Here is a 19,694-nt window from a genome sequence, read left to right on the forward strand (position 1 = left end):
CTCCTCAGATCGTCAGCAGTGCGACACCGGCCGGGTACAGGACCCAGGCGGAGATCAGGAAGACCTGCAGGGCGCCGGGGGTGCTCATCTGGCCGCTGGCGCGGTGCGCATCGGCATGCTCGTCGGCGCGCAGCTCGTCCTGCAGGCTGTCGGCACGGGCGAGCAGCGTGTCGATGACGGCGCCGCCGTCCTGGCCGGCGGTGGCGGCGATCGTCGACAGGTCGGCGAGTTCGTCGATCTCGACGCGCTCCCCGAACTGTCGCAGCCCTTCCCAGGGCATGCGGCCGTTGCGGGCGGCGTCGTCGAGCTCGTCGCGGATGCGGCGCATCGCCCAGCCGTCGGCCAGGATCTGGGCGGGTACCGACAGCGCGGTTGCCACGCCGGCCCCGCCGCGTCGTAGCAGGCTCACCTGCTGCAGGTACGCAACCAGGGCGTGCCGGAGCTCGTCACGGGCGGCGTCGGCGCGGTCACCGACCTGCCGCCCGTAGGCGCTCCAGCCGACGGCTGCTCCGACGACTGTGAAGCCGACCGGGACGACGATGTGCAGCCCGACGTCGAGCACAGTGAGGACGGCGGCGAGCACCGGACCCGACGAGCCGTACACCGCCGCGGCACGGAGTCGTCCGAGCAGGAACCGCTCCCGGGTCCAGCCCAGCAGGGCGAGGTCTGCGGTCGGCGCGCCTCCCGGCAGGTGCCGCAACAGCGCGGTCCGGCGATGACTCGGCCCGGCCCGCGTCAGCGGTGTGCGTTCGTCGAGCGCCGCCAGGGCGTCGCCGAGCAGAGGGTGGCCGCGTCCGAAGGCCGACGTGCACAGCGTCGCAGCGACGCCGAGCGCTGCTCCGGCGACGATGCTCACGATGAGGACGTGGTTCATCACCGCGCTCCAGACCCGAGGAACCGGGGAGCGGGGCGGCCGAGTGCCAACCGCCGCATCCAGACGAGCAGCGCGAGCGTGCTCGCCAGCAGCGTCGCCATCACCAGCTGACCGGTCGGGCTGCTGTAGGGCGCGGCGAACGAGGGCACCAGCGCCAGCAGCACGAGGACACCTGCTTGGATGACCAGCAGCATCTTGATCGATTGACGGGACTCGGCACGCGCGGCTTCGATGTCCCGGCGAGCGCGGACGTCACGGGCAAGCCCGTCGGCGAGTTGGCGCAGCACCCGCGCGACACCCACGCTCTGCTGGTGCAGCGCGAGCATGACGGCCGCGGCTACGGCGTCGCCGTCGCGATCGTCGAGCGCGTCGGCGAACCCACGTAATGCCGTCGTCGGGCTCGCCCCCTCGTCGGCCAGGCGGCGGGCGAGCGTTGCCACCGGCTGGTCGATGGCATCCTCGACATGCGGGGCGGTGACCCGGATGGCTTGCGCAAGTCCGACCGCGCCGCCGCCGACGAGGGTGTCGGCCATCCGACGGCACCACGCCTCGAGCGCCTCCGACCGCTTGATCCGATCCTGGGCCACCTTCGCCGAGCCGAGCAGCCATGGCGACCAGAAACCGACCGCGGTGACGGCCACGCCGACGACGGGCCACCCGGTGACCAGCCAGACCACGATGCCCACCGCAATGCACGCCAGCACCCGGACGCGCTCCTGCCCCGTGCGCCGGCCCGGCGTCCGAGTGCTCGCCACGACCGAGGCGAAGCGCCGCCGCCACCGCGACGGTGCTGAGACACCGGTCGGCAACCCGGCGACGACCAGCAGAACTCCGATCAGCGAGATGGCGCCCGCGGCGGCTGCGACGGCGCTCACCACGCCCGCCGTCCCGGCTCGGGCCATTGGTCGACGTCCGGGCGATGCAGGAACGTGAGCGGTATGCCCGACTCGTCGAACGCGTCCCGTCGTTGCGGCAGCATCTGGAACCGGCCTCGCGGGTCCGCCCCGCCGGACGGCGCCGCGAAGATCCGGTTCAGGGCGATGGCACCCACCTCGTTCACGTCGGTGACCTCCGCGATCTCCGCGACGAACCGACCGGCGCCCCCGAGTGCCGGGTGGGTCATGTGCCGCATGTGCACGACGTAGTCGATGCCCGTGGCAGCCAAGCGGGTGATGTAGCTGTCCGAGCAGTTCGGACCGGCCCCCTCCAATGCGGCCACGATGAGGCGCTCGAGTGCGTCACCGGCCGAACTCGCATGCAGTGTGCACATCGAGCCGGGCATCCCCGCGGTCATCGCCTTGAGCATCGGCAACGCCTCCGCGCCGCGGACCTCGCCGACGACGACGCGCGTGACCGACATCCGAAGCGTCTGGTGCAGCAACTGGGACAACGACACCTCACCGGCCCGCGTCCCGGTGGAGGAATCGGTCTCCGTCGAACCGGGACGGGCCTGCATCGCGTAGAGAAGTGCGGGCGCTCGCGGCAGCCGGTGCAGATCGAGCTCGTACTCGGTCTCCAGCGTTGCGAACCGCTCGCCAGGAGAGATCTCACGCGCGAGCGCGCGCAACAACGTCGTCTTTCCGACCGAAGGCGGTCCCGTGATCAGCATATTTCGTCGCGCCTGGACGAGCGCCCGTAGGAACAGCGCGATGCCGACCGAGATCGTGCCGACCTGCAGCAGGTTGTCGAGCGTGACGTCGACGAGTCTGTGGCGTCGGATCGTCACCGTCGGGCGGGGGACGACGTCACGCAGGGCTGCCAGCCGTGAGCCGTCGGGAAGCTGCATGTTGAGCATCGGCTGTGCCGAGGAGAACGCGCGCTCCGACGCGCCGTGGTGTGCGGCGATGTACTGCAGCTGCGCGATCAGCTCGTCGTCGGAATCGGCAACGGGCTCCGCTGCGCGACGCACCGCCCCATCGCGCAGCCGCAGCAGCGGGGTGTCGCTGCCGGTGATGTGGATGTCCTCGACGTCGGGCAGGTCGAGCAGGGCCTGCAGGCGGCCGAGGCCCCAGATGGTGCTCTCGATGGCCCGTACCACCTGTGCCTCGTCGGCTCGGCTCAGCGGGGCGCTTCCGACGGTCATCCGGCGTCGGGTCTCCGACGCGAGTTCGTCCTCGATCCATCCGCGGATCAGCTGGCGCTGATCCGATGCGGTGAGCGTCGCCCGTCGCGGATGATCACTCAACTGCTCGAGAACGGTGGCCCGGATGCGATCGACGACGGCGCGATCAACCGAGACACCTGACCGCTCAACATGACCCGTGGTCACGATGCCGCCTGAGCTGGTGGTGCCGCGAGCGCGATGCGACGTGCCTCGCGTTGCAGCGCACTGCGCCGGAAGCCGGGGCCCGGCTCGCGTCCTTCGGCCCAGACGCGCGCAGCGCGCGGGTCGAGTGGTAGCTGGCCGAGGAGGGGAACCTGGCACGCCGTGGCGATGTCGCCCGCGGAATACGGCCGGCCGGCGCCGACGACGAGCAGGCCCAACGCCGCCGCCGACGGCAGCACCTCCTCGCGGAGGAGCGCGGTGAGCCTCGCGGCGGATCGCGCCGCGGGCAACGTCGACCCCGTGACGACCACGACGTGGTGGCTGGCCTGCAACAGCGGGGTGATGCCGCCACTGGCCAGGAAGCGACCTCCGTCGCACAGCACGTCGATGTCACCGAGGGCGCGGAACGCGCCTGACAGCTGTGCCCAGGGGACGGCGGCCGCCTGGCCGGGTCGCCCCAGTCCACCCAGCACCGCCGGCCCGTGGTCGACCCGTACCGCCATCCGCTGCAGCAAGTGACCCACCGGCTCGTGACGGGCCTGGACGACCAGCTCCAGGACGGTCGAGCCCGGCGGCCAACTACCGCGGCCCAGGCCCGCCGCGATGTCGCCACCGGAAGGGTCTGCGTCGACGACGAACGCCTCGCGAGGCCATTCGGCGGCCAACGCGAGTGTGGCCGTCGTGACACCGGGACTGTTCTTGGCCGAGACGAAAGTGATCAGCATCGGTCATCCCCGTCCGACGAGGACGAGCACTGTGCGGTCGTCGCCCGCTGCCCGCGCGAGGCTCGGCACGATTCCTTCGGGCACGAGCAGATCGACGGTCCGTCGGCCCGAGACGTCTGGGCTTCCCACGGCCAGGACGAGTGCCCGCACGCTGGCAGCGGTGTCGTCGAGGCGAACCACCAGCACCTCGTCGCGAACGGTCAGCGGGGTGGTCGGTACTTGCCCTGGCCCGACGGCGATGCCGATCACTGCGTCCCCTGCCGCGGGAAGCGGATCTGCGCGCAGGGCGTCGGGCGGAAGCACCTGCCCGGCGAAGAGGTCGGTGGCTGCGGGCCGGCCGACGACCGTGTCGACATCGCTCCAGGCGATGCTGCTGAGTCCGGATCCCGTCGGGAGGGGCGCCGGTCGGACGTCCAGGTTGGAGATCACCTGGCCGAACGGCACGGGCCGCGCCAGTGCCACGACCGTGACGTGCCGGGTGGCCTCCTGATAGGCGAACCAGCCGAGCAGAGCACCGACGATGCCGAGCAGGGCACCCAGCACCAGTAGCCGGGACGGGCGGCGTCGGCGCAGACGTGGCGGAGCGAGCTGTCCGTCGACGCCGGACTGGGGGATGGTCGACTGCCTCATCCGCCGCCCCCGTCCACCAGAACCTGTACCTCACCCACGGCGAGGGGTTGCTCTGCGGTGAGCGGCACGGTCTGCCCACCGCTGACGGGGGCTCCACCCGACACACCGCTCCAGTCGACCTGCCAGATCCCGGTGGCGACCACAGGCCAGCGACCGGTGCCACCCGTGCGTTCCGGCAACGAGCGCAGCTCGTAGGTGTAGCCGCAGTCCGGCGACGGTCCGGGCCGGCCGGTCCACGGTGTGCCGGTGCCGGCGCATCGAACTTGCGCGCCCGGCGGGCCCATCGTCCATTCGACCGCGACGAGCCGCGCAGTCGCGGTGACTTGCGAAGCTCCGGCCGTCACCGTGGCTGACAACGGCCCCGTTCCCTGCGGTCCGGGGTCGATCCACAGCCAGACGGGCACGCCGACGAACGCGAGATCGGAGACGGACATCCGCACGGCGGGAGCAGGAAGATCGAGTGTCTCGATCGCCCGCTGCGCGAGCACGGCCGGTGACACGGCCGGAGGAGCGAGGTCCTGGGGCGGTGTGAATTCGACCTCGCCCACGGGCTCGCCGACCTCACCTCCGCCCGGTTGTGGCGCGCCCGCCGGCGGTGCCTGACCGCCCCGTGCCGACGAGCCTGGGGGAGCAGGCGAACGGTCTTGGTCGCGGCGCCCGGGCGCGGGGCGTTCGCGTTCACGCTCGGGCTCACGCGCTCGCGGGCCGCCGGGGCGGGCGGGATCAGCGGCCTCGATGAGACAGCGTCCTGCCCCGTCGACGACTGTGCAGCCCCCGCCTCCGGGCGGGGCGTGAGCAGCTGTCGGAGCCGGCAGCACAGCAAGGCCCAGGGCGAGCAGCGACACCGTCAGCACGGCTCGCTCACCGCCGGCGTGGTCTGCTCGACGAGCCAGCGGTCGCCGACGCGCACCACCTCTGCTCGCAACCGGAACTTCTGCAGCTGGTTCTCGAGGTCGTCGAGCGTCGCGCCGCTCGCATCGATCAGTCGCGAGCCACCCAGATCGACGCAGTCGAGCACGGTGACGCTGTCCGGCGTCCCACGATCGACCACCGGCGACCGCGAGATCGTTCCCACCGTTCTGGCGGGAATGCTCGCGTAGTTCTCGACGTCGGTGAGTGCCGTCTCGAGCGCTTGGCCGCGGGAGACCGCTTCGAGCGCCGGCCGCCAGTCACGCTCCATGGGAGCGGCGCGGGCCGCGTCGGACACCTCCCAGAACGTCCGGTACGTCTCGAGGGCCGCGTCGTGGGGCGACGGCAGCGATCGTGGGGGAGGCGGCGGGGGCTCAGGTGGCGGTGGGGGCGGCGTGGTGCCACAGCTCGCGACCACGAGTGCGGCGGCCATGACCCCGCACAGCATCGCGAGGCGGTCCCGTGCCTTCACTCCGATCCACCTCCTCGTCGTGCCGTCGATGGTGGTGCGGTGCGTGGTCTCTGCGTGGTCGCGGGCGTGGTCGTCCCGTGGCCGGCGCTGTGAGCTCTGCGATCCGGTGTGGTCTGGCCTACCAGACCGGTTGGCGGGTTCGTGGCGTTTTCGCAGAACTCCTCGGATCTGCTGGTTGACCACGTGGCCGTCGCTCTGCCCGGGAATGGTCGCTGGCGCTGTCCGACCGACGGAGGCGCGAATGCCTGCTTCAGCGCGCGAGCGCTACCTCATGCACATGGCCCTTCGGATCGCCGGGACCGGGACGCGTGTCTTCCCGCTCCGGCCCCGCAGCAAGGTGCCGGCGCTCGACGAGGGGTGGCAGTCCCTCGCGACGCGGGACCCCGCCCAACTGCAGACGTGGTGGCGTGAACGGCCCTACAACATCGGTGTCATGACGGGAGGGCTGTCCGGCCTCCTCGTCGTCGATCTTGACGCCCCGGCCCGCATCGGTGAGCCGCACGGACGGCAGGTGCTGGCCGATCTCGCTCGCGACGCCGGCGAGGCGATTCCCGGCGACACCCGCATCGTGAACACGCCCAGCGGGGGTCAGCACCTGTACTTCCGACTCCCGGAGGACGTCGAGCTGCGCAACACCGCGGGCTTCCTCGGCGCGCATATCGACACGCGTGCGTCCGGCGGGTACGTCGTCGGGCCGGGCTCGATCGTGGCCAAGGGGCGCTATCGCCTGGTGGTGGCCGCCGACCCGCAACCGGTCCCTCGCTGGCTGCTCGAGCGCCTCCGTCCGCCTACCCCGAGCTATCGGCCGACGGGACCGGTCCGCGGCGCCCGTACCCGTTCCGCGTACGTCGCGGCGGCCGTGCGGGGTGAAACCGAGCGGGTAGCCACAGCCGCTGTCGGTACCCGCAACCATGCCCTGTTCCGTGCCGCCGCGCGGCTCGGCACCTTCGTCGCGGAGGGCACGCTCGCGGAGGCCGAAGTGTGGCGCGTGCTGCGCGGGGCGGTGGAGGGGCATCTCGGCATTGACGGTTTCGGCGTCGGGGAGGTCGAGCGCACGATCCGGTCCGGATTCCACCGGGCGACGCGCGACGCCGGGTTCGGCCCGCACAGGCATGCCACAGCAGGCCGCGACGGGCTGGTGCGATGACGATGTCGGATCGTCGCACCACCACGTCCTCCGTGAACGAACGCGCGGCCCGGGTCGAGAGGTTGAACGCCAAGCTCGCCGGCGCCGTGCAGGACGTGACCAGCAGCGAGCAGTGGATGGCCATGCTGCGCACGGCAGCCGCCTTACGACTACAGCCCGCGCAACGTGCTGCTGCTGTGGATGCAGGCCCAGGAGAGAGATGTCGTACTCACCTGAGTCGCCGGCTACACGACGTGGCGTCGGCTCGGCCGATCCGTGCGCGCCGGCGAGCGGGGCTTCGCGGTGCTCGCCCCCGTCACGCGACGCCTCTCGGAGGACGACAAGGCGAAGGACGCGGGTCCGCTCACCGGTAAGCGGCGAATGGTCGGCGTGCGGGTGGCGCACGTGTTCGACGTCGCGCAGACGGTCGGGAAGCCGATGCCAGCGCCGCAGCCTCCGGCCGTCCTGCTCGGCGCTGATGCGGGTCTCTGGAAGCCGCTCGCGCACCTTGTCGACGAGCACGGCTATGAGCTGCGCCGGTCACCCGAGCTGGGTGAGGTGCAGGGGTGGACGGATCATCGGCATCGTGTGGTGTCGGTACGTCCCGACATCGAGGGCGCTCAGGCGACCGCGGTACTGGCCCACGAGCTGGCGCACATCCGTGCCGACCACGAGCATCGGCAGATCAGCCGTGCCCAGCGGGAGACGGAGGCCGAGTCCGCCGCTCATGTCGTGCTTACCGCGCAGGGCCTCGACACGTCGGCCCTCGCGGTGCCCTACATTGCCGGCTGGAGCCGCGGCGACCCGAAGGTGATCGCCGAGGCCGCGGAGACCGTGCACAAGGTGGCCGCCCGCATGCTGGCCGACATCGAGCGATTCGTAGACAAGGCAGAGCCAGGTGCATCGGCGCCGGCGGTACGACGGAGGCGGCGCAGCGACCTCGACCGACGGACCTCGACCACTGCTCCGGCACCAAGAACCGGCCCTGCGCCCTCGCTGTAGCTCCGCGTAGTTGTGCGCAGCCCGCATGCAGCAATGAGTACCGGGCGGCGCTTGCGTGGGCAGCCGCCTTGCCATCGTGCGCGCTGTCCTCATCGCCGTGGCGGCGATCCTGCACTCCGGGAGATACGAGTCGTCACCGATACCGGATACCGCGCCTGCGGTCCGTCCGTGGCTCCTGGAGTGACACGTACCTCGGGGCGGCCGCCACGACGAACGGGGTGAGCGGGACCACGGGGTTGCCGCCGAGAGACGCCGAGGTCCGGCTCGCCGAAGACACCGACCAAGATGGGGTCAGCCTCGCAGGGGTTGGTCAGGCGGATAGTGCACGCTCGTCGCCATGTCGGACTGACACGAGGACGAGAGCGCAAGCAGATTCTGACGCAGACAATGGCGATCCTCCCGAACCGAGGCAACGAGCAGGGCCGTCGCCCTGCTGATCGACGGCCGGTCGCTCGCGTTCGTCGGCGGCGAAGGTCGAAATAGGGCCTCAGCCGCCGCGTCGCCTTCGGCGATCATGAGTGCTACGTCACTCTCATGATCCGTAACCGCAAGGCCGCGTGCAGCGACCTGGTGGCGTGGCTTCTGGTTGTCGTGACTGCGGCGCATGCACCCGCTCCCTCGCCTGGCGGACGATGGTCCTGATCCTCTGGCGGACGTGGGGTTGGATGTTCACGATGTGGATGCGGCGCTGCCCCCAGTGCCATCACGCGCTGGGTCGTCACGCTCGCCGTCGCGACGGCTCGTTCATGGACTGACCGCGCTCCCATCAGCCTCACGGGTTCGGATCGTCAGGTGGCGGCGGGCGACGTCCGCGACCACCTCGGCCGAAGAGCTCGGCGAGTGCACGCAGGATCTCGGCGCGCTCAGGTGGTGAGGTGCCCCGAAGTGCGATAGATATCGCGATCAGCACGGCGACCGCCCAGATGCTCAGCATGACGGCCAGCGGCCAGCCAACAACCACCCCAGCGCCTTTCCGCCCGCTACGAACGCGGCGGGCATCTCAGCCAGGGGTGGGAGGCAGCAGCGACGCTACCCGGGACGCCGACCCGACTCAAGGCCTCTGCTTCGTCGGGTCGGCTGGCGTGCCGGGAAGACCGCGAGCAGCTCGGATGGCGGCGCAGCGACCTTGACCGACAGACCCTGACCACTGCTCCGGCACCGAGAACCGACCCTGCCGCTGTAGCCGCGCGGAGTTGTCCACAGCCGCCTGCAGCAAGGAGTAGCGGACGGCGCTGGCGCGGGCATGCTTGCCGTCGTGCGTGCTGTCTTCATCGCCGTGGCGGCAGTCCTATTCGTGGCCGGTTGTTCGCCCACGTCCACTGTCGTCGCGCGGGCCGAGCAGGCGGGTTGCCGATCCGTGCTCGCCGAGTACCAGCGCGTCGCGACCCGGACAGTGTTGTCGATGAGTGCGCGGGAGTGCCGTCAGGACGGTGACGACGCGCTACTGCCCGCCGCGGAGGCCCTCGATGTACTGCAGCGGTCTGCGTGGCAGGCGCGCGCGGCGCCGTTCGACACGATCTACGCGACTGTCTACCGGGTCGCAGAGGCTCCTGATGATGTGCTCAGGGCGTCGGCCGTTGAAACGGACCGAGCTACGGCTACCTCCCGTTGGGGTTCACGGCCGGCTGATCTTGACAGTGAGTCCCGGAGGGCTGGAGGTTCTGAGGCTCCTTGGGTCTTGCTCTTTGGCGCTGCAGCGGCCGGCTGGCTCGTTGTCATGGCGATCGTCGTCAAGGCAGTGAGAGCCGGGCGAGTCGTGATCGTCTACGTCATGCGCTGATCGACGGTTGATCCTGGCTGCAAGGACCGCGACCTCGATCGCCAGGAGATCGGGCACCGGGTCACGGTCATCGGTTCCGACGAGCACCGCCTGAACGCCGACCAACATCGGGACGACGACGTCTGCGATCGCTACCCCGCTCCTCGGAAGGATCTCGCGTGCGGCAGCGGCACTGAAGCGGGACGTGTCGAGATCAAGATCGGCGACTCCGAGAACGGCTCGATGATCCGGCTGATCTGCATGACCGACGCCGCCGTCAGCACTACACGTACACCGCCTTCGCCTGTTCCGACACCGCGGCCGACAAGGACGACTGAACCGATGCTCGCACCGGAAACGATCAAGCCGCCTGATTCTGACTGGGACGAGCACCCGACCGACGCCGCAGGAGGGGGCGGCGGCCCTGCGGCAGGAGATGGCCCCGGCGGGGTTGCAATGACGGGGGGCGGCGACAGCCCGGGGGCCGGCAGCCCTGGAGACGGTGGCGGCAACGGCGATCCCGCCGAGAGGCCCGCGGAACCCCCTGCATGAATCACGGAGCAGGCGGCAGGCCGGCGCGGGTCGAGCGATGAGGTTCACCGACCCGCACCTTGAGGGATGACTGTGGTTATCGCCCTGATCAGCTCAGTGGGATCCGGTCGTGCCAAGCTCTTGGTGATCGCCGCTCTCCACCAGGACGCTTCCAGCTCCTTGATTTCCTGTATAGCACTGGTGAGTCGGTACGCCGAGTTAGGTCGTTGCCCCCACAGGATCATGAGGCCATCCGCCAGAATGGACACATGGTCGACATCGTCGTCGCGACACCAGCGGCCCGTCGGGCAATGGCTCGAGAGCGTCAGAAGGATCTCTATGGCGCTTCGTTGCGGAGCCTCGTCTACGGCATCGTTGAGGACTACGGGATCAGCCAGGCGCGACTCGCACGCGTGCTCGGGATCAGCTCTGCGATGTTGTGTCAGCTGGTCTCCGGGGAGCGCATCAAGATCGGAGACCCGGTCGCGAGCGCTCGTCTGATGATCCTCGACCAGCGTCGCGCGCTCGTCCGTCGCCTGGACGCTCCGCGAATCAAGGAGGTCCTCGACGAGGTAGCTCGCATTCGAGACCCATGGCCTCGAGGTGGCCGAACGAGCTCCAGGGCGATTGGAGACCTGCGCGAGATCGCCGACGCGGAGCAACTCGAGACGGCGGCGGCCAAGCTGGATGACGACTTCCCTCGGCTCGCCGACTTCCTTCGACGCGCAGCTCACGACCTGTCGGGGTGAAGTTCCGCGGCGACGTGGGCGGGCGTCGTCGAAGGGGACTTGAGCGGGCGGGGTCGGGCGGCGAACCGGGCAGATAATCCACGTCGACGCCGGCCGCGGCGGCGAGCCCTGCGAGCTCGTGGTCGAGCCTGCTGGGTTCCGGCTGGAGCGCCCGGCCGTGCCCGATGCGGCGCATGGCGCCGGATTGGACCAGTCCGGTCGGTCCCGGCGTGGGGAGCTGGAGACGGCCGATGGGACGGCCGCTGTCCAGATCGAGGGCGTCGACGACCGGCGACTGTGCGTGGTTCCAGCTGCTCGGATGGTCGGGTTGGCCGTAGAAGACCATGACAGTGTCGGATCGGACGACACGTCGGTTGCTGAGCAGGAACGGGATGGAGATCGATCTCGGCATCGATTCCCTGCGCGGCCTGAAGCGCCAGTCGCAGGTGCCGCAAGGGCGCCAATGCGTCGTTGGCGAGGACTTGCCATCTTCGCCGGACATCGCTCGGAGCTTCGCAGGGGCCGACTCCGCCTGCTCCATAGGCGAGTGAACTTCACCCGCCCCTCTCTGCACGGCCTGAACGCTGTCGCCGACCGCGGGCAGCTCCGACCGCCGCGAGGTGCCCGCAGCAGGCTTGGAACTTCGGGGTCAGCGCGGCGCCGTGCTCGTCGATCCACGACACCGCGCGATTCGGTCCGAGCGGCAGGACCGCGCACTCGTCGCCCATCCTGTCGGCAAGGCGGGCGCCCTACTTCATCGGCGGAGCGCTGTTCGTTGTTCAGGCCGTCGTGGAGCCGTAGTCCCACGCCGCGAAGTCCGCGAAGACCAGCTGTCCCTTCCGGTTCGCGGTCTCGACTGTGACCTCACCGCGGTACTTCGCGCTCGGCCGCATCTCGTGCGGGAACGCGTCCGCGCTGTGGCAGTCTAGACTCGATGTCGGCGACGCCTCGCTCACGCCATCGGGGCCGATCGTGCTCCACTCGAAGTACTGCGGGATGCCCTCGCTCATCGAGTCGTAGGACGGGCTGGTCTCCACCCGCAGCGACAGGACGAGCCGGTGCCCGCGATCGGGGGTGTTCATACTGGTCGCAGTCCGGGTTGACAACGACCGCGTCGACGACGAGTCGGGCGCCCCAAGTGTTCGGATCGGTGTCGTTCGGTCCGCCCCACTGTGCGACCTTCCCGATCTGCTTGAGCAGCAGACCGTTCGGCAGCTCGACGCGCGGCCCGAACAGCTCTTCCTCCGCCGGGGTCAGCACCACGGACGGCGGCGGCGGAGCCGCAGCTGTGGGGACGCCGAACGGCTGTGGCGGCTGGTCCGCAGCGCATCCGGAGAGCGCCGCGAGCAGCACGCCCGCAACGATGATCGCGATCGCGCGCATAGGTGTTCCTCAGCGATGTGGGGAGGTGAGCGGGCACAGCGCCCGCTGTTGATTGGACTTCGCGCGCCGGAGGGTGCCTGTTACGACGAGTGCCGCAGAAGGATCGATGACAGTTCCTCTGAGCGTTCGGCCTGCTCACGGGACGCCCGTAGAGACGGATCCGTTCGAAGTCGACGTCCGGGCCGGGTACGAACGGCTCATGCCACCCCACCAGGGCGCTCAACTCGGAGGACGGGGCGCTTCGTCGACGCGCCCTGTCTGGTTGCGGGTGCACCGGTCTCGTCGGCTCGAGATGGCGGCCCGACCCGTCAAACAGGTCGCTGCCCGCCAGTGGGGCTCCTCCGCGCATGCCGCGGGCGCATCGCCGCCGTTGAGCGATCTCCATGGCCATCCGCGGACGACCGAGCAGCAGGACGTCGAGCGTGCCTCACCATGCAGCGCGAGCGCTGCATGGTCATCCGCACGGTACCGCCGCTCCGCGTGCAACAGATGGATGATCGTTGAGTCAATGCCGGCGGTACCACCAGAGCCGTGGGATGAGCCGCCACCGGATCCACCGACGTGACTCACGCCCTGGTGAGAGCGGGGGCCACCCACTGCGTGCTAGGCGTGCTCCTCGCCGTGTCCGTCGTCGATGCTTGCCGGTCATCATCCTATGTGGCGGGCCGCCCGTGCAGCGGCTGAATAAATGGTGCACGGCCAGATCTGGTTCCCGTGCTGAGCTCCCAGCGGACACGCCCGGCAGTACCCATGGCCGTCGTCCACGTGCTGTACCAGCAGCTTCGCGGTCGCGGTGGGCTGTGCGGACAGGAACGTCGTCAGCTCAGTGATGATCGACCGCCCCGTCGCGGAGGTTCCCTGCGGGGCCGGTTGCATCGCAGCCGCCCTTTCCGTCGATGCATGACGTGAGTGAGTAAGCCGCATTGAGCCCCCTGTCGGTCTGTCGCCAGTCGGCCCAATTACGCGGCGCACGACGATGCCTCCGCTAGGGCGCAACCGTGGTCATCTGTGGTCGTGTGGATGACCACAGACTTATCCACAACGCGGACCGCGTGTGCGCTTCTGTCCGATCCTTCGGCGCTATGGTCATCCCGTGTTCGGCCTGACCGTCCTGCGCCGAACCTTTCGATGCCTGATCAGATCGACGAGGATTGCAGAGCTCGAGATGGAGCCGAACCACGCGCTGCGCCAGGCCCGGGAGCGTCGACCGTCCTCCCGGGTACCGGGTTGTCCGACATCTCGAGACGAGCTGGCCGTCCTGGTCAACAACTGGCTGCTCCACGAGACAGGTGAGGTGTTCGCGCTCGACGAGCGCGCGATCGGACGGTGGGAGCGGGGCGCGGTTCGCCGTCCCAGCGAGCATTACCGCGCTGCGCTGCGAGCGGTCCTCGAGGTGGACCACGACTGGGAGTTGGGATTTCAGGACCGTCCGCCCGAACCACTACTGATGCCAGGCTCCGCCGATGCGCTACCTCCGACCGTGGACGCGATCCGAGCTGTCGCTCGATCCCTCCACATCGTCGACAGGCGGTGCGGAGGGGGAAGCCTCTATTCGTCTGTCACCGCGTACTTGCAAGCTGAGGTTGCGCGGGCGCTCTTCGCTCCGCACTCCGGTGCGCACGTGTTCGCGGCAGCGGCCTCGCTCACGGAGATCGCCGGATGGATGGCGCACGACAGCGGACGTGACGTCGACGCACGTGCCCACTTCGACGGGGCGTACCGCTTGGCGCTCGCGGCGGGATCTGCGGCGCTCGCTGCGAACATGTGTGCATCGATGTCTCACCTCGCGAGTCAGCTGGGTCTGATGCACGACGCGATGCGGCTCGCCGATGTCGGCCTGCAGCGGCTGAGCCAGGCAGGTGGTGTGGCGCAGGTCGAAGCCCGTCTGCACGCGATGCGCGCGAGGGCCCTCGCACAATCTGCTGACCGGGACGGGTGCCTCGACGAGCTGGCACGAGCGGAGCGAGCGCTGGGCGGCAGGAACGACGATGAGCACGCGACCTGGGCCGCACACTTCGACGGGGGGTCTCTGGCGGCCGAGGTTGCAACAGCGCTGCACCTGCTCGGTGACCTCGACGGGGCGCAGCGCCACGTTCGGCAGCTGCTCGAGCTACGCGGCGGCGACCGGGTTCGATCGCTCGCCTTCGGCCGGCTGTCTCTCGCGTCGGTCCTTCTCGATGCCGGTCAGTCGGACGAAGCAGCGATTCTCGGGCGGCAGGTCGCGCAGATCGTGCCGACGCTCTCCTCGGCGCGCGTCCGGTCTCGGCTCGGCGAGCTCGCCCTCGCGATCCGCGGTCGACCTGAGACGGCAGTCACCAGATCCTTCCTCGCCGAGATGGCCGATCTCGCTGGGGGAAAGACGCCGGAGGCGGTCAGCGCATGGCCGGTGTAGACATCGTGACGTGGATCCGCACTTCGCTCACCTCGCCGAGGGGAACGCACGCCAAGCGCGCAAGCGCGTCGCAGCCGATGTGCTGATGCGAGATGATGCGGGCCGGGTGCTGCTCGTCGACCCCACGTACAAGGAGGGATGGGATCTACCAGGCGGGATGGTGGAGGCGAACGAGTCTCCCCGGAGCGGCGCGCTGCGAGAGCTGGACGAGGAGCTCGGCTTGGCCCCGACGCTCGGACGTCCGCTCGTGATCGAGTGGGTGGGAGCGCACGGCCCGTGGGACGACCAGATCGTCTTCGTGTTCGACGGCGGGGTCATCCTCGACGCCGAAGCAACCAACATTCAGATCCGCGATCCTGAGATCGCCGCCTGGAGATTCTTCGAGGTCGATGCCGCGCGCGGCGAGATGCGCGAGCACATCGGACGCAGGCTTCGGGCGGCCGCCGAGTCACTCGAGACCGGCTCCACCCACTACCTCGAACGAGACGGCTGAACGGTGAGCTCATCCGCGCACGCTCAGGTGCACGTGGTCGTAGTGCCCGCCTGTCGCGTCGTTGATGTCGTAGATACCGCCGCCGGTGTACGGCCGGCCCCAGCCGTCGATGTCGGGGGAATCGGGGGACCAGATCCGGCCTTGCCAGATGATGTAGCGAACCTGCAGGGCAGCGGCGTGCGCGCGGAGCCAGCCGGCGATGCGCCAGCCGTTGGCGAGCTCGGCTCCTTCGGGGAAGACACCGGCTCTGCTGGGGAAGAAGTCGCAGGCGCGGCCCCTGGGGTGGTCGCTGGACGGGTTCCACGCATGTGTGTCCCAGCAGGTGAAGGACCGGATCGGGGCGCCGGCGCCGGGAGCGCCGAAGGCGTGGAGGAGCTGCTCGAGCGCGTGGTGGGTGGCAGGGGTCAGGCAACCGGTGCTGCTGGGATCGGGCGCGGTGCATCCGTTTGAGGTGCCGGTGAACGGTGCCGGTGCGGGAAGGCCGTCCAGCGCGGCGGGCACGGGCGTTGCTACAAGTTGTTCAGCCTGTGTCCGGACCCGGTTGATGTAGCTGGTGATGGTCTGGGCGCAGCTGCTGTCGCATCCGGCCTCGCCGGCGGTGGGGATACCGCTCGCGGAGCCGGTGACGCGGCTGCAGCCGGCGATGTGGCAGACCAGGAGCGCGTCGAGAGGATCGACCGGCTTACCGGAGTCCGCGAGGTGGGCCCGGACCGTCCGCAAGTTCGCACACAGCCATGGCACCGCGATCTCGAGGTGCCGTACCGGGTCGAAGACGTCGGCCTCGGCCGGTGGCGGGGCGGTGCCCCACGAGGTGCCGCCCGCGCTGGTCCAGGTCGGTTCCTGGAACTGGTAGAGCCCCGCTGCTCGCCCCTCCGGGTTGTAGGCGTGCGGGTTCCAACTGGACTCGGCGTTGATGTGCGCGACGGCAAAGGGCAACGGCAGCTCGGGACATCGAGCGCCGAGGACACGTTCGAGTTCAGGGATCAGCCGCGCGGCTCCTGCCGGCAGCGCGCTGGCGTCGACCTTCGTCTCGCTGGGTTGCGTGACCGCGACCCCGCCGATGAGGAGCCCCACGATGAGCACGGGGGCGAGCATCAACGCGACAAGACCGCCCCCGACGATTCCGAGGCGCCCCGGCGAGGTCATGTCGGGTTGATGGTGGGCAGCGTCGGTAGCGGGGTGTGCGGGTTCAGCGTGCGGTAACGCTCGTTGTGGCTGCAGTCGGCGAATGGCCCGAGGGGATTGAGCAGTTCGCGGAGGCAAGGGTCGAGGTGGTCGCGGATCCACAGCGAGAGGGCGACGCCGGGCTCGGCGGCCAGTTCGGTCCAGGCGCGGTGGAGGGCTTCGAAGCGCAGGACCGCCTCGGGGTGCTCCCACCAGACGGGACACCACTTCAGCTCGCCGCGGAGTGGGCGGGCGATGACGCCGGCCACGCTGCGGTGGACCCATTCGATGAGGGCGTGCTCGTCCAGCGCGTCGGGCGTTGAGTCGGAGTCGTCGCTGGGATCTGTTGGTGGATGGAGATTGAGCTCGACGTCGCCGTTGATCAGGTCGTCGAGCAGGTCGGACTGGTGCGCGCGCCAGGCTTCGAGGGCGTCGACGCGGGCGCGAAGTTCGGCCAGTGTCCGTGCGACGTCGTTGCTCACGTCGCCTCCTTCCACGAGCTGACGTAGCGGTCGGAACCGAGGGCTGCGCTGGCTGCGGTGCGAAGCTCGCGCAGGGCGGTGGCGGCGTAGGCGTTGATGTCGGTGGCGTCCTGCTCGCGGTACCAGGGCAGGAGTTCGCCGAGACCAGCTGGACGCCCGGTGGCGAGCAGGACGGCCTGGGTCTTCGGCAGGGCGCGCAGCTCGGACGCGGGCAGGATCGGCTGCCGCGTTATCGAGTACTGGTGCGATGGGCCGCCGCTGCGGTTGACGCTGATCGACTGCTTCTCGACGTCGTGCTCGCCGATGAGGCCGGACAACTTCTGCAGGAACGTGTGGTCGTCGACTCCGGCGCCGACGAGCTTGATCGTGGCGGCGGACCACAGGGCGTCCATGCCTTGTGCGCCCCACACGCCGACGCCCTGTTGGTAGCTCTGCAGCATGGTCATCACCTGCAGGCCACGGGAGCCGAAGTGGCTGTAGAGCTGGGGGAGTTGGCGGATCGGGCAGATGTTGGCCGCTTCGTCGAGAACCGCGACCACGGGTGGATCGACGCGTCCGCCGCGGGCCTGAGCGACGAGCTCGGCAACCTCGAGCATGCGGTCGACCAGGGCGGCGACGACGGGCGCGGCCGTGCCGGCGCCTTCCTTAGACAGGAGGTGCAGGGTCGTCGGCGTGTGCTCGGCGGTGGCGAGGATCTGCCACGGCTCGAGTTCGGTGATCTCGGGGCCGCCGGGCTCGCGCCAAGTCTCAGGTGGCGTGATCCAGCGCAGGATGCGTTCCGAGGTCAGGGCCTTGGTCGCGGTCCGCGCGGTTTGGAAGATCCCTTTGGTCGTGACCTCTGCGCCGGAGAGGCTGGCTTCGAGGTCGGCTGCTTCGTGGCCGGCGCCGGCGCGGTCGAGGGCGGCGATGGCGTCCCGGCGGCCGACCTGCAGCCACGACATCGCGTCGCGCAGGGTTCCGCCGGAGAGGGCTGCGGCGAGGAACGTGCCGGTCAGGACCTGTTCGCCGGCTGCGTGGAAGAACGGGTCGCGGCGGGCACCGCCGATGGTCTGCATGAAATGCCCGGCGAGCCGGGACGCGGCCTCGATCCGTGCGGCATCGGGCGCCTCGCGGATCGCGCGCAGGAGATCCCACCACCAGGTCTGGCGGTGGTAGGCGATCTCCTGTGGGTCGAACGTCCACACCGGACCGAGCTGGCCGCGCATCCCGGCGGTAAGCGCCCACAGGTCGGCCTTGTTGGACGTGGCGATCGCGAGCCCGGGCGCTGACAGGACCGCAGGCACGGCGATCGCGCTGGTCTTGTTCGCCCGCGGACCCATGATGATCAGTGCGACGTCCTCCCAGGACATACGCACCTCGCGCCCGCCGACCTGCAGCATCCGGATGCCGAGATCGCGGTCAGGTACGGGGTCTGAGCCCTGCAGTGTTGGGCGGAGTTGGCGGGCCTTGCGCTCCGCTGCAGACCCGGCCAGATCACCGAGTTGCCGCGGTCGCAGCAGCGGAGCGTGTCGCACGGCTCGTCGCACCAGCACCGTTGCCACCGTCGCAAGGGCGGCTTCCACGCCGAAGGCGGTGGCCAGCACCGTCCAGAAGACCGGCCCGGTCGCGGTGGGCGGTAGCGCGCCGGAGGCGAGGGAGAACGGGAGCTGAAGCCCGAGCGGTGGGGCGGCCCAGCTGCCGGTGCTGATCAGAGCAGCGGCCCCGGCGGCGGCCCAGATGTTGACCGACGCCAGCCCGACGGCGCCGAGCGCGCCGAGGAGCAGCAGCGGTGCGGCGGCGTCACGCGCTACCGCCCGCGCCGGCGTGGTCACGGGTGCTGCTTCCGGCGTCGGAAGGCCCGGTCGGTGTCGTAGAGGGTGGATTCGGTCGGTGTGAGGGTGAGGGCCACGGGGAGCCCGATCCGTTGACCGGACTTGATGAGGTATTTGCCGCGGCCCGGGTGGGCTCGGCCGGTGTGCCAGGTCGGGGGTGCCGCCCACGAGGTGATCAAGGCGCGTTCGCCTTCGGTCAGCGAGGTGATGCGTGCGAGGCCGTCGAGTTCGGATTCGGCGAGGCCACCCAGGAGCAGGATCGCGTTGCGGGAGGCGAGTCCTCGCGCCTTGGCGCGGTCGGCCTCGGTGGGCAGGGCTTCGAGGTCGTCGAGGGAGTGGGTGATCTGGAACGAGACGACGCCGCGGTGCCGGCCGAGGCGGGTGATGCGGTCGGAGCGTTCGACGAGACCGGGGGCGGCGCGCAGGGCCCGCCACAGCTCGTCCTGAACCTGCACGACGTTCCGCGGGTTCGCGCCGGTCCCCGCGGCGTCGACCACGCCGGCCGCCCAGGCCCAGGAGCAGAGCATCGCGGCCGCCACGACGTCGTCCTCGTCGTCGTCGAGCGCGCTGATGTCCAGCGAGAGCGCAGGCGCAGAGCGGTCGGCGCGCACGGTGGACGGGCGGTCGAACAGCCCGCGGATCGCGCCTTCGCACAGCAGCCCGAGCGTGTTGACCAGGTCCCGCGTGGTCCGGGCGTAGTCCGACGGGCTGCGGCAGGCCGCGATTTGCCGCATCGGTTCCGGGCCTTCGGTGAGGACGCGGAGGATGTCGGGCACGAGCGGGTCGTCGTCGGCGTGGGCGGCGAGGTCGAGCGCGGCACCGAGCAGGCGGCGTTCGGTGGTGGTGACGTCGGCGCGGCGCACGATGGTGATCAGCGCCTCGACCAGGGACAGCCGCCGTGCGCGGATGGTCTCTGCCAGCCGGGTCCGCTCGGTGCCGATCGCGCC

At 70.1% G+C, this 19,694-nt stretch carries 18 protein-coding genes and 1 pseudogene; 7 read left to right on the top strand and 12 right to left on the bottom strand.

Annotated elements, in window-relative coordinates:
• Positions 1 to 4 precede the first annotated feature (4 nt).
• From CFP66_RS23755 to CFP66_RS23785, 7 genes are all read right to left on the bottom strand, one after another.
• Positions 5 to 874 carry a type II secretion system F family protein gene (locus tag CFP66_RS23755; protein WP_094927330.1) on the bottom strand — a complete coding sequence of 290 codons (870 nt, stop codon included), beginning with the start codon at positions 872 to 874 and terminating at the stop codon, positions 5 to 7.
• On the bottom strand, positions 874 to 1,749 hold the full coding sequence (locus CFP66_RS23760; protein WP_158228183.1) for a type II secretion system F family protein: 876 nt from the start codon (positions 1,747 to 1,749) through the stop codon (positions 874 to 876). The genes CFP66_RS23755 and CFP66_RS23760 overlap by 1 nt, the downstream gene beginning before the upstream one ends.
• Positions 1,746 to 2,957, bottom strand: a complete 1,212-nt coding sequence (locus CFP66_RS23765; protein ID WP_094927332.1) for a CpaF family protein — start codon at positions 2,955 to 2,957, stop codon at positions 1,746 to 1,748. Before CFP66_RS23765 ends, CFP66_RS23760 begins: the two co-directional genes overlap by 4 nt.
• A gap of 182 nt (positions 2,958 to 3,139) precedes the next feature.
• A complete protein-coding gene (locus CFP66_RS23770) occupies positions 3,140 to 3,865 on the bottom strand; it encodes a hypothetical protein (protein WP_094927333.1) in 726 nt (241 codons plus the stop codon).
• Positions 3,866 to 3,868: 3 nt separating this feature from the next.
• On the bottom strand, positions 3,869 to 4,495 hold the full coding sequence (locus CFP66_RS23775; protein WP_094927334.1) for an SAF domain-containing protein: 627 nt from the start codon (positions 4,493 to 4,495) through the stop codon (positions 3,869 to 3,871).
• A complete protein-coding gene (locus tag CFP66_RS23780) occupies positions 4,492 to 5,043 on the bottom strand; it encodes a hypothetical protein (RefSeq protein WP_094927335.1) in 552 nt (183 codons plus the stop codon). Before CFP66_RS23780 ends, CFP66_RS23775 begins: the two co-directional genes overlap by 4 nt.
• A 299-nt stretch (positions 5,044 to 5,342) precedes the next feature.
• The gene (locus tag CFP66_RS23785; protein ID WP_143517363.1) at positions 5,343 to 5,702 is read right to left on the bottom strand and encodes a hypothetical protein; all 360 of its coding nucleotides are present in this window, start codon (positions 5,700 to 5,702) and stop codon (positions 5,343 to 5,345) included.
• 451 nt (positions 5,703 to 6,153) lie between these two features.
• On the opposite strand from CFP66_RS23785, the gene CFP66_RS23790 reads away from it, so the two are divergent.
• From CFP66_RS23790 to CFP66_RS47995, 5 genes are all read left to right on the top strand, one after another.
• A complete protein-coding gene (locus tag CFP66_RS23790) occupies positions 6,154 to 7,023 on the top strand; it encodes a bifunctional DNA primase/polymerase (protein ID WP_255413891.1) in 870 nt (289 codons plus the stop codon).
• Positions 7,024 to 7,407: 384 nt separating this feature from the next.
• Complete coding sequence (locus CFP66_RS23795; RefSeq protein WP_158228184.1) at positions 7,408 to 8,004, top strand: M48 family metalloprotease; 597 nt, start codon at positions 7,408 to 7,410, stop codon at positions 8,002 to 8,004.
• Positions 8,005 to 9,259: 1,255 nt separating this feature from the next.
• Positions 9,260 to 9,784, top strand: a complete 525-nt coding sequence (locus CFP66_RS23805) for a hypothetical protein (RefSeq protein ID WP_158228185.1) — start codon at positions 9,260 to 9,262, stop codon at positions 9,782 to 9,784.
• A gap of 779 nt (positions 9,785 to 10,563) precedes the next feature.
• Entirely contained in the window at positions 10,564 to 11,043 is a 480-nt protein-coding gene (locus CFP66_RS23815) for a hypothetical protein (RefSeq protein WP_094927341.1), read from the top strand.
• Positions 11,044 to 11,414: 371 nt separating this feature from the next.
• Positions 11,415 to 11,573 (top strand): hypothetical protein, encoded by a 159-nt coding sequence (locus tag CFP66_RS47995; RefSeq protein WP_158228186.1) that lies wholly within the window; start codon positions 11,415 to 11,417, stop codon positions 11,571 to 11,573.
• Between the two features lie 228 nt (positions 11,574 to 11,801).
• Here CFP66_RS47995 and CFP66_RS23820 read toward each other — a convergent pair whose 3' ends face one another.
• Positions 11,802 to 12,104, bottom strand: coding sequence for a hypothetical protein (locus CFP66_RS23820; RefSeq protein ID WP_094927342.1), 303 nt, complete (start codon positions 12,102 to 12,104; stop codon positions 11,802 to 11,804).
• A 1,394-nt stretch (positions 12,105 to 13,498) separates the two neighbouring features.
• Here CFP66_RS23820 and CFP66_RS49310 point away from each other — a divergent pair.
• Together CFP66_RS49310 and CFP66_RS23825 are read left to right on the top strand one after the other, a co-directional pair.
• The gene (locus tag CFP66_RS49310; RefSeq protein WP_233159658.1) at positions 13,499 to 14,797 is read left to right on the top strand and encodes a hypothetical protein; all 1,299 of its coding nucleotides are present in this window, start codon (positions 13,499 to 13,501) and stop codon (positions 14,795 to 14,797) included.
• A gap of 10 nt (positions 14,798 to 14,807) precedes the next feature.
• Positions 14,808 to 15,290, top strand: a complete 483-nt coding sequence (locus CFP66_RS23825) for an NUDIX hydrolase (protein WP_233159659.1) — start codon at positions 14,808 to 14,810, stop codon at positions 15,288 to 15,290.
• A gap of 9 nt (positions 15,291 to 15,299) precedes the next feature.
• On the opposite strand, the gene CFP66_RS23830 is transcribed toward CFP66_RS23825, so the two are convergent.
• From CFP66_RS23830 to CFP66_RS48005, 4 genes and pseudogenes are all read right to left on the bottom strand, one after another.
• Positions 15,300 to 16,436: a transglycosylase SLT domain-containing protein gene (locus tag CFP66_RS23830; RefSeq protein ID WP_094927343.1), complete on the bottom strand. Its 1,137-nt coding sequence runs from the start codon at positions 16,434 to 16,436 to the stop codon at positions 15,300 to 15,302.
• Positions 16,433 to 16,936 (bottom strand): DUF4913 domain-containing protein, encoded by a 504-nt coding sequence (locus tag CFP66_RS48000; protein ID WP_158228187.1) that lies wholly within the window; start codon positions 16,934 to 16,936, stop codon positions 16,433 to 16,435. Before CFP66_RS48000 ends, CFP66_RS23830 begins: the two co-directional genes overlap by 4 nt.
• A complete protein-coding gene (locus tag CFP66_RS23840; protein ID WP_094927344.1) occupies positions 16,933 to 18,747 on the bottom strand; it encodes a type IV secretory system conjugative DNA transfer family protein in 1,815 nt (604 codons plus the stop codon). Before CFP66_RS23840 ends, CFP66_RS48000 begins: the two co-directional genes overlap by 4 nt.
• A pseudogene (locus tag CFP66_RS48005) lies at positions 18,744 to 19,694 on the bottom strand (hypothetical protein); the annotation flags it as partial. The gene CFP66_RS23840 and the pseudogene CFP66_RS48005, both read right to left, overlap by 4 nt.

The organism is Pseudonocardia sp. MH-G8 (genome assembly GCF_002262885.1).
Classification (GTDB): domain Bacteria; phylum Actinomycetota; class Actinomycetes; order Mycobacteriales; family Pseudonocardiaceae; genus Pseudonocardia.

Coding starts and splice junctions, on each gene's coding strand:
- CFP66_RS23755 (WP_094927330.1), bottom strand. CDS start 874: ATGAACCACGTCCTCATCGTGAGCATCGTCGCCGGAGCAGCGCTCGGC.
- CFP66_RS23765 (WP_094927332.1), bottom strand. CDS start 2,957: ATGACCGTCGGAAGCGCCCCGCTGAGCCGAGCCGACGAGGCACAGGTG.
- CFP66_RS23770 (WP_094927333.1), bottom strand. CDS start 3,865: ATGCTGATCACTTTCGTCTCGGCCAAGAACAGTCCCGGTGTCACGACG.
- CFP66_RS23775 (WP_094927334.1), bottom strand. CDS start 4,495: ATGAGGCAGTCGACCATCCCCCAGTCCGGCGTCGACGGACAGCTCGCT.
- CFP66_RS23790 (WP_255413891.1), top strand. CDS start 6,154: ATGGCCCTTCGGATCGCCGGGACCGGGACGCGTGTCTTCCCGCTCCGG.
- CFP66_RS23815 (WP_094927341.1), top strand. CDS start 10,564: ATGGTCGACATCGTCGTCGCGACACCAGCGGCCCGTCGGGCAATGGCT.
- CFP66_RS47995 (WP_158228186.1), top strand. CDS start 11,415: ATGGAGATCGATCTCGGCATCGATTCCCTGCGCGGCCTGAAGCGCCAG.
- CFP66_RS23820 (WP_094927342.1), bottom strand. CDS start 12,104: ATGAACACCCCCGATCGCGGGCACCGGCTCGTCCTGTCGCTGCGGGTG.
- CFP66_RS23830 (WP_094927343.1), bottom strand. CDS start 16,436: ATGACCTCGCCGGGGCGCCTCGGAATCGTCGGGGGCGGTCTTGTCGCG.